The organism is Mesorhizobium sp. (assembly GCF_024509055.1).
Taxonomy (GTDB): domain Bacteria; phylum Pseudomonadota; class Alphaproteobacteria; order Rhizobiales; family Rhizobiaceae; genus Mesorhizobium.
In genome coordinates this window covers 1-14,425 of sequence record NZ_JANINM010000241.1, presented here as the reverse complement: position 1 = coordinate 14,425, position 14,425 = coordinate 1, and the positions used below count along the sequence as shown (strand labels likewise).

Here is a 14,425-nt window from a genome sequence, read left to right as displayed (position 1 = left end):
CGCCGAGACAATGGAACGGCAGGGCCACTGAATTAGGATAAATATTGGGATTCTGGTGTCTCTGCAACAGACTGGCCTCCATTACTTCGGTGACGCTAGAAGCTTGAGCCCGCGACCGCTTCGGCGTGCGCAGCCTCTATCGCAATCGACTCGACCCGTCCGCCCCTTAACGTCAGCCGCTTCGTGCACACACTCTGAATGAGGCTCTCGCTGTGGCTGGCCAGAACGATAATGCCGGCCTTCTCGGCCAGTTCGTCCATGCGTCTTTTGGCCTTCTCCTGGAACGAGGCATCGCCGGCTCCGATCCATTCGTCCATCAGCAGAATTTCAGGCTCGAGCGCTGTCGCCACTGAAAAGGCGAGCCTGGCAGCCATGCCTTGGCTGTAGGCCTTGAACGGCAGGTCGATGAAATCGCCGAGTTCGCTGAAGGCGATGATGTCCTCCATTTTCTCTTCGATCTCGGCTTCGGACCATCCGTTGATCAGTCCGCGCAGGACGATGTTCCTGCGACCGGTCGCCTCGCGGCGAAATCCGATGTTGATGTTGAACAGGGCGTCCACCTTGCCCTCGATTGCCACGGTTCCGCCGGAGGGGTCGTAGATACCGTAGAGGACCTTCAGCAAGGTTGTCTTGCCGGCTCCGTTCGGGCCGACAAGGCCAAGCCGGTCGCCGGCCTTCAGTTCGAAGCTGATGCTGTCGAGGGCTTGCACGAACTGCTTTCGTCCCGAGCCTCCAATCCTGCCGCCGGTTTCACTCAGCCGCCGGTCGGGCGCTGAAAGCGTCAGCTTTTCGTGCAGCTTGTAGACCAGGCTGACGTTATCCAGCTTTATGGAAACCATCGTGTGCTCAGATCATGAAGACGACTTGCCGGCGATATCTGCCGAGCAGCACTAAGGCAATCGCCCAAACAGCCAGGGCCACAAGCCCGGTGACGCTGAAGGCATTCGCCGGGAATTCGTTGGCTAGGATTGGAATGCGCGCCACGTCCAGGAAATAGGTGAAGGGGTTCCAGTGGTAGGCATATTCCTGAACGCCACCTTGCCCGTTGTACATCCAGAACACCGGAGTGAGGAACATGCCGACCCGCATCAGGTTGCCGACGATGAATTCGCTGTCTGGAAAGAACGCGCCGGTAAACGCGAAGACTGTGATGAGAGCCGGCGTGGCCAGAAGGATGAGCAGGAGCCCCGCAAGCGACCACAGCCAGGCCGGCGTCAGCGCCGGGCCGCTGATCAGCAGGATGACGACGCATCCCGCAACCGCATAGCCGGCCCGGATCGCCGATTGAACGGTCAGCCGCATCACGTAGACGAAGAGCGGCAGCGTCGTGCCTTCGATGAAGCTTTCCTCGCGCTTGAACAGCGGCACGCTGAGCGAGATGACCTCCATCAGGTAGAACCAGACCATCAGGCCGATGGCGACATAAGCGGAATAACCAGCTGCGTCCTTGCCCGCCGGCTGGAACACGAAGACGAAGGTGCCGACAAAGGCCAGATAGTTGACCAGAAGCCAGAGCGGTCCGAGCGTCGTGCGCCGATGCTGGTCGCCGATATCCTCCTGCGCCAGCGCAATCCAAACCCGCCGCAGCTTCATGGCCCTGAAGATATCGTCGAGCGCGCCGTTCAGTGCCGAAATCATCGTCGTGGTTGCCAAAATTATTGTTCTGGAGCTTCGTTTCCCACACCCACACGACCACCAAGCGGTCCTTCATAATCACTACGACAGGCTTATGGCAACACGCTGCGGCTTAATGAAGCCGGATCAGGATCGTGAGGCTTTTATTAGCGGCATCTGTTGCACCGCCGCGGTCATCATCGGGACGACCAGTGGCTCCGCCCGAGTTGTTGTCGCGATGCACAAGAAATCATCGGAGTACAACTGCGCGTTCGGGCAAAAACCGCTGGCGGTCCATCTCCCTCCGGGGTAATGCAATAGTGGAGTGACGGGGGTCAGGGATTTGCAATCTGGGGTGGAGGCGGGCGGTGTTTTGTCCGGCGCCATTCAGACGGTCATATCCTTGCGCCTGGAGTTCGGTACGACCCAATGACCTCATACGTAGAAGCCGTATCGAGCCTCCGACCGAAGATGCGGCGCGCTATCATCATGGTACAGGACATCGCCATGGTCATGGTCATGGTCGCGGTGTAGCGGTCAAGGCATTTTGCTTCGTGGCGAAACTACCAACGGATCGGCCAGTCGTCCGATTAGTTTTGTGCGTTTAGAGCGGACCGTTCCATGCCCTGTCACCGCGAAATGTCAATTGAACGGTTTGCGACTGGTTGCGCTGCTTCATTCGGCCTGGTGCAGTGCGGTAGATAACTATGGAGGCCTTCGATGAAGGCGAGCGGGAAGGCACATGACGGACTACAGTAGCCTTTATCTCGATCTCTTGAAGCGATCGCTGCTCAATTGCGTCTATCTCGATAACGAGCTTCGCATCATCTATCTGCGCAACTGCATTGCCGGCTCCGAGGTGTTTGATGCCCGGATTCTGCACGATATCCGCCACGAGCGGGCAGACGCCTATGCCGAGATGGTCGCGGGACGCACCAATGGCAGGTTCTTCGGCCGCGATATCCGCAACGCCGGGTATTCCCACACGATGATCGGGCGCGCGCGCTTGGATATGCTCCACGAGTGTCTCGACACAGTGGTTCGCGATGGTGTTGTCGGAGATTTTGTCGAGTGCGGCGTCTGGCGCGGCGGCAGTTGTATTTTTATGGCAGGGTACTTGAAAGTAAATCCAGCCGAAAAGCGGCGGATATTCGTCGCGGACAGTTTTCAGGGATTGCCTGCTCCGAGCCTGGCCCAGGATATGGGGCTTGATCTGAGCAAAGCGGTCTATCCGGAGCTCGCGGTCGATGATGAAACTGTTCGCGAGAATTTTGCGGTTTATGGGCTGGCTTCCGAAGCTGTCGTGTTTGCAAAGGGTTGGTTCAAGGATACCCTGCCACGACTGCAAACGGATGAGATTGCGCTGCTGCGCCTTGACGGCGATCTTTATGAGTCGACGATGGACTCACTCGAAGCGCTCTACGACAAAGTTTCTCCAGGCGGGATCGTGATTATCGACGACTATGCGATAGAACAATGCCGTCTTGCAGTTGCGGATTATTTTGCGCGCAAGTCGAACGATCTTCCGATGATGCATAAGGTCGATTGGACAGGCGTTTGGTTCCGCAAGGCGGGGTGATGGACTATATCGAAGCTCTCTCGGTGATCCACGGGATATTGCGGCCCAGAAGCTATCTCGAAATTGGATGTCGTTTCGGCCACAGCCTGGCACTGTCGGCAGCGCCGTCAATCGGCGTTGATCCCGACTATGAGATCCGGGTGCCGCTGAAGGCGCCGACCAGATTGTTTGCCGAGACAAGTGACGAATTCTTCAGGCGTGACGTCGTTTCGCTCATGGGTGGCCCGGTCGATCTTGCCTTCATAGATGGCATGCACAGCGCCGAATTCGCGTTGCGCGATTTCATCAATTGCGAGCGCACCAGTCATGCTCAAGGCGTCATCGTGATCGACGACGTACTGCCGCGCGACATTGCTCATGCGAAACGCGAACGGGACACTCAAATCTGGACCGGCGATATCTACAAGCTGGTGATGATATTGCGGAAGTTCCGACCGGACTTGGTCGTGGAAACATACGACATCGAGATGAAAGGGCTGTGTATCGTTTCCGGATTGAGGCCAAGCGACACCACCTTGGCGGAGGCCTATGGCGATATCGAAGCCGCCATCTTGGCCGGCGACTATCAACTTGAGACGGCTGAGGAGATCGCACGCAGTGTTGCACCGCGCTCAACGGCGTTTTTGGAAACTGATCTTGAGCGATTGAGCGAGCGGCGGCGTTCAAAGCGTGGTTACGAAACGGGCTTAACTCGCGCCGACCTCTTCAGTTACCAAGCGGGGACAATGAACTATCGCTATCGCAACATCCCCTGCCTAAAAAGCCCAATAGATATTGCGATCTACTTGCGGTTGCTTGGCGAGCAGCAACCTGCATCGATCTTTGAACTGGGATCGAAACACGGAGGGAGCGCCCTGCTGTTCCGCGACATGTGCCGTGCGATGGATATTCCGGCTCAGATTGTCTCGGTCGATCTCGATCCGCCAGGCTTGTCCGCTTTAGAAGGGGTTCGCTTTCTCAAGGGCGATGCGGCTGATCTGGAGCCACTGTTTCGTGAGCACAGGCTTTTTGACCTGCCCCGGCCTTGGCTGGTCGTCGAAGATTCGGCTCACAGTTTTGCCGTATGCACATCGGTTTTGGATTTTTTTGAAGAGCACCTCCGCACCGGCGAGTATCTTGTCATGGAGGATGGTGTGCTCGATGAGCTTGGGTTGTCAGCACGCTATCAAGGCGGACCTAACAGGGCGATTGCCGAATTTCTGGCAAGGAGGCCTGGGTCTTTCGAGATAGACGCCGCGTACTGCGATATGTTCGGCCGAAACATGACCTACAATCCCAATGGATATCTGCGAAGGGTATGAGATTCTTCTCGAGAGAGCGCCGACCGTTCTTGTCGGTGATCATCTGCATCCACAATATGGCTCGGGAGGCTCCGCGTACGATCCTGTCCGCTTGCGGTCCCTATCAAAAGAACGTCACGTCGCAGGACTACGAAGTTATTGTGGTGGACAATGGCTCCACGCCTCCGTTCACATTGCCAGACGGCCTGGATTTCTCGCCGGCGCCCCAGATTGTGACGGTGCCCAACCCCCAGCCGTCGCCCGTCTTTGCGCTCAATTGGGCAGCAAAACACGTGGCCAGAGGCACTCATGTTCTCTTTGCGATCGATGGGGCGCGTATCTTCTCGGACCAGTTAATCGCGAACACGTTGAGGGCACATGCAATGTGTGCGGATGCATTTGTCTACACGCTTGCCTGCCATCTAGGCCCGAGCGTGCAGATGACCTCGACGACCCAGGGGTACAATCAAGATGTGGAGGACAGGCTCATCGCCGATAGCGGCTGGCCTGCGAAGCCGTCGGCCCTCTATGATATCTCGGTGTTTGCTGGGTCTTCTTACAGGGGCTTCTGGCATCCGATTCAGGAGAGCAATGCCTTCTCGATGTCCCGCCGTCTCCTGGATGCCGTCGGTGGCTATCACACCGGCTTTGTTTCTCCAGGCGCAGGTCTGGCGAATCTGGAGATTTTTGCACGATATGTTGAACGCCCCGCGGCCAAGAACATTTGCTTGTTGTCGGACATGACATTTCATCAGGTCCATGGCGGTGTTGCGACCTCAGGTAAGGTTCCGTTTTCCACATTCGACGAAGAACATCGGTCAATTTTCCAGCGCGGCTACGTCCCACCGCAGTTCGATACAACTTATCTCGGACCTCTTCGCCCGGAGGTCGCGAAATTCGCGAGAGTTGGTCTCCTCGAATGACGGGTTGATTCCGAGTCGAAACGACAACGTGCTTGGCGGCACCAAGAGCCGGACTGCAGGAAAACGCAGGCGAGGGTTGTCGATTTAGTCGCCGCAGCCAGAACTTCATTTGTCAAGCCACAACTATTTGATCAGCATTAAGCAATGCCTGTCAGTGACAACGTCTTCGACGCGGCAGCACTGAAAAACGGTCCAATTTCAAATGCCGACCATAGTGGTTTTGTTTAGTTTGCGGCGAAGTTATTCGAATCGATCCAATGCAGTTTCTCCAGAGTGCCAACACTTATTGCGTAAGGCCTTGCCAATTGGACCCCTTTGATGCCTGGTGATGGCGTCAAAAACCGCTGGCGGTCCATCTCTCTCCGGGGTAATGCAATATTGGAGCGACGGGGGTCAGGGATTTGCAATCTGGAGTGGTGGCGGGCCATGTTAGGCCTGATGCCATTCAGACGAACATATCCTTGCGCCTGGAGTTCGGTACGACCCAATGACGTTCTACGTAGAAGCCGTATCGGGCCTTCGACCGAAGATGCGGCGTGCTATCATCATGGTCCAGGACATCGCCATGGTCCTGGTCGCGGTGGCGCTGAGCCTCTCCCTGTCGCAGTCGCGGCTCTCGTTCGAGGCGCTATCACCAGGCGGGCTGGCCTGCTGGACGCTGATCGCGCTGCTTGCCCACCTCCTGTTCAGATATTGCGGCCTTTACAACACCGTATGGCGCTTTGCGTCCACGCCCGACTTCTTCAACATCCTGAAGAGCTGCGGGATCCTGACCTTGCTCCTGTACCTGACGTCGCTGGTGGTCCGCTCCTTTCACCCCGTCTCCGGTCTCAACGAACGCCAGTTCATCGTCTTCCTGCTGGTCTCCTTCACCGTCATTTCCGCGCCCCGGCTTTACTATCGCTTCCTGCGCGACGGCGCGAGCTGGCGCATCCTGCGCCGCGCTCCGGGCGACGCTCCGATCAAGCAGGCGCTGTTCATCGGCCAACTGAGCGAGGCCGACGTGATCGTCCGCTTCACCCGCACGGCCGTGCCGGCCGAATACGCCATTGCCGGCATCATGGCGACCGAGCGCGATGCGCCGCTCGGCACGAAGCTCCATGGCGTTCCCGTGGTGGCGACCCGTCCGCACCTGGTCGAGGTGCTGGAGGAATATGTCAGAGGCACGGAGAATCTCGACCTCCTGATCTTCGGCAAAGGGGTCGAGCGCGAGATCGAGGACTATGCCGAACTGGTGCGCGTCGCCCGCCACAGCGGCATCGCCGTGGTGCAGTTCTCCGGTCTTTCGCAACTGGGGCAGGGCGGCAAGCTGGTTCTGGATGCCGTCGAGGTCGAGACCATCATGGGCCGCTCGGCGGTGGCCACCGACATCGAGCGCATCGGCGCCTTCGTCGCCGGCAAGCGCGTGCTGGTCACCGGCGGCGCCGGCTCCATCGGCCGCGTCCTCGTCAAGCGCGCGCTCGAGCTCGGCGCCGAGGCGGTGCTGGTGGCCGATAACTCCGAGTTCGGCATTTTCCAGCTTGATCAGCTGATCGACGACAAGCATCGCGACCGGCTGACCAGCCGCATCGTCGACGTCACCGACCGGCGCCACATGACACGCCTCGTCAGCGACTTCAAACCCGCCATCATTTTCCACGCGGCGGCGCTGAAACACGTGCCGATCCTGGAGGAAAATTGGGAGGCGGCGGTCGAGACCAACATCTTCGGCACGCTCGCCTGCGCCGAGGTCGCCGCCAAATGCGGGGTACCGCAGTTCCTGCTCATCTCCAGCGACAAGGCCGTCGACCCGACATCGGTGCTCGGCATCACCAAGCGGGCCGCCGAGCAGATCGTCGCCTCGCTGCACGAGAACCGCGGCGCGCCGTCGAGTTCGCCCACTGTCGTGGCGAACGGGCGCGATGCACAAAGCTGCGGCACCAAATTCATCGCCGTGCGTTTCGGCAACGTCTTTGGCTCCAACGGCTCGGTGGCGACCATCTTCCAGGCCCAGATCGAGGCCGGCGGTCCGGTCACCATCACCGACCGGCGCATGACGCGCTATTTCATGACGATCGCCGAAGCCGTCGACCTCGTCATCATGTCGGCGGCGGACGCCGAGCAGCGCCAGGGCGCCGACGACTACGCCGTCTACATGCTCGACATGGGCAAGCCTGTGCCGATCCTCGAAGTCGCCGAGACCATGATCCGCATGGCCGGCAAGAGTCCCTATACAGACATCCCGATCCGCTTCACCGGCATCCGGCCCGGCGAGAAGCTGCATGAGACGCTGCACAGCGACAGCGAGGCGGTCGTCAAGCTCGACATCGCCAAGATCTTCGGCCTCAGGACCGATGTCGTGAGGTGGCCGAAAATCCAGGCCGCTTTGGCGGCGCTCCAGGCCGCCGTGCGCGATCAGGACAAGGCCGCGGCCCTTGCCGTGCTCGCAGGCCTCCATCAATCCGATCAGGGCGTGTTGGAGCAGGCGTTGCCGAGAGCGGTCGGTAAGGCAGGTTAGGCCTGTCCCGGCAGTTCCCGATCGGTTATTGAGACGAATGCCCGCAGGTGAGCGATTCCGGAAGCCGTGACCAGACAGGATCAGCGCGTGGCCGTTCTGATGGCCACGAAGGATGGCGAGGCATTTTTGGGCGAGCAGTTGCAGTCATTGCTCGACCAGTCATGGCCTCTTCTGGATCTGTGGGTTTCCGATGACGGCTCGGTTGACGGCACGCGGTCGATCGTCGAGGCATGGCGGCCCCGTTGGACCAGGGGTTCTGTCACGCTTGTCGATGGCCCGCGAAAAGGCTTCGCTGCCAATTTCCGCTCGATGATCGTCGATCCGCGCCTGGACGCGGACTATTATGCCTTTTGCGATCAGGACGATATCTGGGAGCCGGACCGGCTGGAGAGCGCCATCCGCTGGATGAAGGCGCAGGGCGGGGACAAGCCGCTGCTGTTCTGCTCGAGGACCGCGACCATTTCCGAGGACGGTGCTCCGGCAGGCTATTCGCCGCTGTTCAGCCGCCCGCCTTCGTTTCGCAACGCGCTTGTGCAAAGCATAGCCGGCGGCAACACCATGCTGCTGAACCGGTCGGCGCGCGACCTTCTGGCGAAGGCGTCCGCGAGGGCGGAGTTCGTCAGCCACGACTGGTGGGCCTATCTCATCGTCACCGCCGCCGGTGGCTCCGTCCGCTATGAGCCGCGGCCGCTGGTCAGGTACCGCCAGCATGGGGCGAACCTCGTCGGCGCCAATGTTTCGTGGAAGGCGAGGCTTTCGCGACTTGGGCGCCTTTTCAAGGGCCAGTTCGCCGTCTGGACCGACAGCAATCTTGCCGGCCTCGCCGCCAACCGGGACCTCATCACACGCGATGCGGCGCATTGCCTTGGCATGTTCATCAGGGCCCGCAAGGGCAGTGTCTTGCGGCGCTTCAGCCTGCTTGGCAAAAGCGGCGTCTACCGCCAAACCCTCATGGGGACGCTGGGGCTCTACCTGGCTTTCCTCTGGCGGCGGATCTGAGCCGTGGCGGCAAAACGCGCCTTGGATCTGGTCGTTGCGGCGCCGCTGCTGGTGCTGACGTCGCCCGTCCTGCTCGCTGCCATTCTGGCCATCCGGGCGACATCGCCCGGGCCGGCCATCTTTTCGCAAATTCGGGTTGGACGAGGAGGCGACCTCTTCGCCTGCCGCAAGCTGCGCACGATGCGCCAGGGAACGCCGTCGCTCCCCACGCATGAGGCGCCGGTGAGCGCGGTCACCCTGGTCGGCAAGGTGCTGCGCCGGACCAAGATCGACGAGCTGCCGCAGCTCTGGAACGTGCTCAAGGGCGAGATGAGCCTCGTCGGTCCGCGTCCATGCCTGCCGACGCAAACGGAATTGATCGAACGCCGCAAGGTGCTGGGCGTGTTGACCGCGCTTCCGGGCATCACCGGCCTTGCGCAGATCAACGGCATCGACATGTCCGACCCGAAACTCTGCGCTGAAACGGATGCCGCCTATGTCGGGGCTGCATCGATCGGCCTCGATCTCAGGATCCTGCTCGGTACATTCTACAAGGCCTGACCGGCAAGCCGCGCCAGGTCATGAAGCCCGCCGAGCGTATCGGTTTCAGGCTTCCAGCCTTCCGACATCAGCCGCGACGGATCGCAAATCTGGGTCGCGGTCAGGGCCTGCCAGCCCGCGCCCTTGCCGAGCAGTGCTGCAGCCGCGGCGAGCGGCCGTGGCGGCATGGGAAACAGACGTGGCGACCGACCGAAACCCTGCCGAAACGCCGTTATCATCTCGCGCATCGAAACCGGCATGGCGTTGCCAGCCAGATAGATCGGGCGAAGCGGGCCGGGGCGGGTCATCAGATGCAGCACCGCGCCCGCCGCCGCCTCGGACGACAGCAGCGACCGCACCCCTGTCAGTGCGCCGGTCGGCAGCGGCAGGGCGGTGTCGGCAAGCCGCATCAATGCGGCCATGTTTCCCTTCATGCCCTTGCCATACACAGGCGAAAGCCGCAGCGCAGTGGCATCGACACGGCCCGCCGATCCGTAGGCGTCCAGCAACGCGATTTCGCCTTCGCGCTTGGAGCGGCCATAGGCGCATCGCGGATCGGTCGGCGTCGCTTCATCGACGGTGCCGCTGAAGCCCGGGCCAGCGACGGCCCGGATCGAGGACAGATAGACGAAACGGCCGCCGGCGCGAGCGGCAGCGGCCTTGGCAACGCGTCCTGTCAGTTTCGCGTTGGCGGCCAGATAGTCTGCTTCGCAGGCGTTGCGGTCGTTGTTGAGCGCCGCACAGTGAACGACATGCGTCACGTCACGCATCAAGCCAAGAAACGCTTCGTCCGGCGCGTCGATGCCTGGAAGCGGGACAACGTCGCTGCCAGCCGCGAACCCTTCCGGCTGGCGCGAAACAATCCGCGTGTCGAACCCGGCTTCGCGGAGCCGGTCGACGACCTGACGCCCGATGAACCCTGTCGCGCCGGTGACGAGAACCTTCATGCCCGGCCGCCAGCGGGTGCCATCACCGGCGCGCTTTTCCCGATCGGTGAAACCGTTCGTCCGCTGGCCAGGTAGGTTCCGCAAATCAGGAAAACCATCAGGACCGAATCAAGGATGTCGTGGCCGACCACGATGCCGGTCAACCCGCCGATGAGATAGATGATGACGGTGACGACGATCATCGTCGCGCCGAACCGCTCCAGCGGGTCGGCGCTTGCGCGCAACACCTTCGCCGCGTTCCTGGTCGCGATGACGAAGACCGACGCGAGGGCAATGGCGCCGACGAGCCCGGCTTGTACCAGCGCGGTCAGCAAGCCGTTGTGGTAGTGGCTGAAACCTTCTTCCATGCCGAACTGGTCGCGAAAGCCCTGTTTCATCAGATCCTGGCTGGCGGCGATGCCATGGCCGAACAGCGGCATTTCGCGGAAGGCGCGAAGGCCGATTTCCCAAAGCGCGACACGCAGGCCGAGCGCGGTGGTGTAATCGCCCTTGGTGGTCAGCGCGGTCCAGTCGCTGAAGAGGAAGTCAGCGCGGTCCATGATGATGGGAAAACCGATCGCCGCGACCGCGACACAGGCCACGCCGGTTATCAAAAGGAGGCGTGTCAGATTGGCGTTGGTGAACCTGCCGCGATTGATCAGGAGGACGACTATGCCCGCGACCAGCATGGCCAGCCAGATGATGCGTGTCCCCGAATAGACGATGGCAACGAAGCCGGCAAGCGCGGCGCCCGCCAGCAATTTCCAGCGCTTCTCTATGCCCGACAGGGCTCCAGCCAGGCACATCATGACGGCGAGGCTTGCGACCGTGGCGAAGACGATGGCGTTTCCGGCCCCGCCCTTGGCCCTGATGCCGAGCCAGTAATATTGCAGGAGAGCCAGCGCGAGCGAGCCGAAACAGGCCACCACGCTGGTGAGCACCGCGATGCGGACCAGCGTCGGCTTTTCCGTGATGCTCCAGGTCGAATAGGAGAGGGGGAAGAAGAGGAAGGTGATCAGCGGCACGAAGTGCCGGAGATCGGCCGGGATGGCGCCGTTGACGGTCGACGCCAGCACCTGTGCCGCGCAATAGGCATAAATCGCCACCGTCATCGCCAGCATCGGCCGGTCGATGTTGAGCCGCCGCCGCTTCAGGGCAACCAACAGCGCCGACCACACGCCGCCGGCATTGAACGCGAAGCTTACTCCCGACCCGATCACGGGCGAAAGGAAACAGACGATCGAGAAGTAGATGTTGATCTGTGCGGGCGTCAGGTGTCGCCGGAGCGGTGCAAACGGGTTCAATGCTCTGCTTCGCAGTTTCGGGTTGTGCGCTGCCCTGCCGGTAGCGGATGGCGCGCTTCGCACGACCCCTTCCGTCGTGGCGCCGTTGCCGTTTCCAGATCCCCGCGCCGGGTATAGCGGCTGGCGCCGGTCTCCGATAGGGCGACTGGCTTGTCCGGTTGAAAAAACCAGTGACGGGCGTGAACACCGCCCGGCGCATGGCGTAAGAATTTCCGGCCGAGGCAACGGTTTTTCTTCCCCTCGCGGGTCTCTCCGTTTCCTGGGCAGGATTTTCCGCGATGTGAGCGCTGAGTGGAAAATTCGTTCCGTAACTGGGCGTTGGCACGCCTGTCTGGCATTGTTCCAAACCACGGCTATCTGCTAGAACGCCCGCAACAAGTGTCCAGGGCTTGACGGGCTGTTTTGAGCAAACCGCGCCAACTGCCTGATGCAAGGCCTGGCCGGCACGAAAGAACGCTCGACAGTCCATGAACATCGCGCTCACGCATCTACAGCGGCTCGAAGCCGAATCCATCCACATCTTCCGCGAGGTCGCGGCCTCGTTCTCCAAGCCGGTGATGCTCTATTCGGTCGGCAAGGATTCCTCGGTGCTGATGCATCTGGCGATGAAGGCTTTCTATCCGGCCAAGCCGCCGTTTCCTTTCCTGCATGTCGACACGACGTGGAAGTTCCGCGAGATGATCGCCTTTCGCGACCAGATGGCCCAGAAGCTTGGCTTCGACCTGCTGGTCCATGTCAACGCGGACGGTGTGCGCGACGGCATCAACCCGTTCGATCACGGCTCCAACACCCACACCCATGTCATGAAGACCGTGGCCCTGCGCCAGGCGCTCGACAAATACGGCTTCGACGCGGCCTTCGGCGGCGCCCGCCGCGACGAGGAGAAGTCGCGCGCCAAGGAGCGCATCTTCTCTTTCCGCAATGCCCAGCACGCCTGGGACCCGAAGAACCAGCGGCCGGAAATGTGGAAGATATTCAACACCCGCATCGCGCCGGGCGAATCGATCCGCGTCTTCCCGTTGTCGAACTGGACTGAGCTCGACATCTGGCAGTACATCCTGCAGGAAGACATCCCGATCGTGCCGCTCTATTTTGCCAAGGAGCGGCCGGTGGTCGAACGCGACGGCATGCTGATCATGAAGGACGACGATCGCATGCAACTGCGTCCCGGCGAGACGATCGAGAACCGCCTTGTGCGGTTCCGCACGCTCGGCTGCTACCCTCTGACCGGCGCGATCGACTCCGACGCCGACACGCTGGAAGCCATCGTCGGCGAGATGCTGACGGCGCGCACTTCCGAGCGCCAGGGCCGCCTTATCGACCGTGACGAGGCGGGCTCGATGGAAAAGAAGAAGCGCGAAGGGTATTTCTGAGCATGCGCCACATCATGGCCAAGACCCTCGCCCCGACCGACTCCATCCGCGACTACATGGCCGCGCAGGAGAAGAAGTCGCTGCTGCGCTTCCTCACCTGCGGTTCTGTCGACGACGGCAAGTCGACGCTGATCGGCCGGCTGCTCTCCGACACCAAGCAGATTTTCGAGGACCAGCTCGCCGCGCTCGAGAAGGATTCGCGCAAGCACGGCACCACTGGCGATGATATCGACTTCGCGCTCCTGGTCGACGGGCTTGAGGCGGAGCGCGAGCAGGGCATCACCATCGACGTCGCCTATCGATTCTTCGCCACACCGAAGCGCAAGTTCATCGTCGCGGACACGCCCGGCCACGAACAATATACGCGCAACATGGCGACCGGCGCCTCGACCGCCGATCTCGCCATCGTGCTGATCGACGCGCGCCAGGGCGTGCTGCGCCAGACGCGCCGCCATTCGATCATCGCCTCGTTGCTTGGCATCCGCCACATCGTGCTGGCCGTCAACAAGATCGATCTCGTCGGCTTCGACAAGGCCGTGTTCGACCAGATCGTCGCCGATTACAGCGAGTTCGCTCAAAGCCTCGGCTTTGCCAGCATCGTGCCGATCCCGATGTCGGCGCGCTTCGGCGACAACGTCACCAGCCGTTCCGAGCGCACGCCGTGGTATTCCGGGCCGTCGCTGATCGAGCATCTGGAAACTGTCTCGGTCGACGAAGCCGCGGTCGAGTTGCCGTTCCGCTTCCCTGTACAATATGTGAACCGCCCGAACCTCGATTTCCGCGGTTTTGCCGGCACCATCGCCTCCGGCACCGTTTCGCAAGGCGAAGAGGTGGTGGTCGCCAAGTCGGGCAAGGCATCCCGCGTCAAGCGCATCGTCGCGCAGGGCGGCGACCTCGAACAGGCCGTCGCCGGCCAGGCGATCACGCTTGTGCTCGAGGACGAGGTGGAGGTGTCGCGCGGCAACATGCTGGTGTCGCCGGCTTCGCGTCCGCAGGTCACCGACCAGTTCGCCGCCAACATCGTCTGGTTCGACGAGCAGGCGCTGCTGCCCGGCCGCTCCTATATCCTGCGCACCGAGACGGATCAGGTCAGCGCAACGGTCACGGAGCTGAAGTATCGGGTCAACGTCAACGATTTCGCGCATGAGGCGGCGAAGTCGCTCGACATGAACGAAGTCGGCGTCTGCAACCTCTCGACGCGCGCGCCGATCGCATTCGATCCCTTCGCCGAGAACCGCACCACCGGCGCCTTCATCCTGATCGACCGCATCTCGAACGCCACGGTCGGCGCCGGGATGATCGTGCATTCGCTGCGCCGGGCGGAAAACATCCACTGGCAGTCGCTCGATGTCGGCAAGCGCGGCCGCTCCGACCTGAAGAACCAGCGCCCGGCGGTGTTCTGGTTCACCGG

General features: G+C 61.3%; 12 protein-coding genes. 8 read left to right on the top strand and 4 right to left on the bottom strand.

From position 1 onward, the window contains the following. Positions 1 to 95: 95 nt before the first annotated feature. Together Q0L57_RS12000 and Q0L57_RS11995 are read right to left on the bottom strand one after the other, a co-directional pair. A complete protein-coding gene (locus Q0L57_RS12000) occupies positions 96 to 839 on the bottom strand; it encodes an ABC transporter ATP-binding protein (RefSeq protein ID WP_296742889.1) in 744 nt (247 codons plus the stop codon). Positions 840 to 846: 7 nt separating this feature from the next. Then, a complete protein-coding gene (locus tag Q0L57_RS11995) occupies positions 847 to 1,638 on the bottom strand; it encodes an ABC transporter permease (protein WP_296742887.1) in 792 nt (263 codons plus the stop codon). A gap of 718 nt (positions 1,639 to 2,356) precedes the next feature. Here Q0L57_RS11995 and Q0L57_RS11990 point away from each other — a divergent pair. From Q0L57_RS11990 to Q0L57_RS11965, 6 genes are all read left to right on the top strand, one after another. Then, positions 2,357 to 3,193, top strand: a complete 837-nt coding sequence (locus tag Q0L57_RS11990; protein WP_296742886.1) for a TylF/MycF/NovP-related O-methyltransferase — start codon at positions 2,357 to 2,359, stop codon at positions 3,191 to 3,193. After that, positions 3,193 to 4,494: a CmcI family methyltransferase gene (locus Q0L57_RS11985; RefSeq protein ID WP_296742884.1), complete on the top strand. Its 1,302-nt coding sequence runs from the start codon at positions 3,193 to 3,195 to the stop codon at positions 4,492 to 4,494. Before Q0L57_RS11990 ends, Q0L57_RS11985 begins: the two co-directional genes overlap by 1 nt. Positions 4,495 to 4,529: 35 nt before the next feature. Continuing rightward, positions 4,530 to 5,396: a glycosyltransferase family A protein gene (locus tag Q0L57_RS11980; RefSeq protein ID WP_366940895.1), complete on the top strand. Its 867-nt coding sequence runs from the start codon at positions 4,530 to 4,532 to the stop codon at positions 5,394 to 5,396. Positions 5,397 to 5,883: 487 nt separating this feature from the next. Then, complete coding sequence (locus tag Q0L57_RS11975; RefSeq protein WP_296742880.1) at positions 5,884 to 7,893, top strand: UDP-N-acetylglucosamine 4,6-dehydratase; 2,010 nt, start codon at positions 5,884 to 5,886, stop codon at positions 7,891 to 7,893. Between the two features lie 87 nt (positions 7,894 to 7,980). Further along, positions 7,981 to 8,892, top strand: a complete 912-nt coding sequence (locus Q0L57_RS11970) for a glycosyltransferase family 2 protein (protein WP_296742878.1) — start codon at positions 7,981 to 7,983, stop codon at positions 8,890 to 8,892. Positions 8,893 to 8,895: 3 nt separating this feature from the next. Beyond that, positions 8,896 to 9,432, top strand: coding sequence for a sugar transferase (locus tag Q0L57_RS11965; protein WP_296742876.1), 537 nt, complete (start codon positions 8,896 to 8,898; stop codon positions 9,430 to 9,432). Here Q0L57_RS11965 and Q0L57_RS11960 read toward each other — a convergent pair. Then, a complete protein-coding gene (locus Q0L57_RS11960; protein ID WP_296742874.1) occupies positions 9,420 to 10,358 on the bottom strand; it encodes an NAD-dependent epimerase/dehydratase family protein in 939 nt (312 codons plus the stop codon). The genes Q0L57_RS11965 and Q0L57_RS11960 overlap by 13 nt on opposite strands. Further along, positions 10,355 to 11,641, bottom strand: a complete 1,287-nt coding sequence (locus tag Q0L57_RS11955) for an O-antigen ligase (RefSeq protein ID WP_296742872.1) — start codon at positions 11,639 to 11,641, stop codon at positions 10,355 to 10,357. The genes Q0L57_RS11960 and Q0L57_RS11955 overlap by 4 nt, the downstream gene beginning before the upstream one ends. A 467-nt stretch (positions 11,642 to 12,108) precedes the next feature. Between Q0L57_RS11955 and cysD the strand changes: the two genes are divergently transcribed. Together cysD and cysN are read left to right on the top strand one after the other, a co-directional pair. Then, positions 12,109 to 13,014 carry a sulfate adenylyltransferase subunit CysD gene (cysD, locus tag Q0L57_RS11950; protein WP_296742870.1) on the top strand — a complete coding sequence of 302 codons (906 nt, stop codon included), beginning with the start codon at positions 12,109 to 12,111 and terminating at the stop codon, positions 13,012 to 13,014. A gap of 2 nt (positions 13,015 to 13,016) precedes the next feature. After that, on the top strand, positions 13,017 to 14,425 hold a 1,409-nt coding region (gene cysN, locus Q0L57_RS11945; protein WP_296742868.1), incomplete at its 3' end, for a sulfate adenylyltransferase subunit CysN.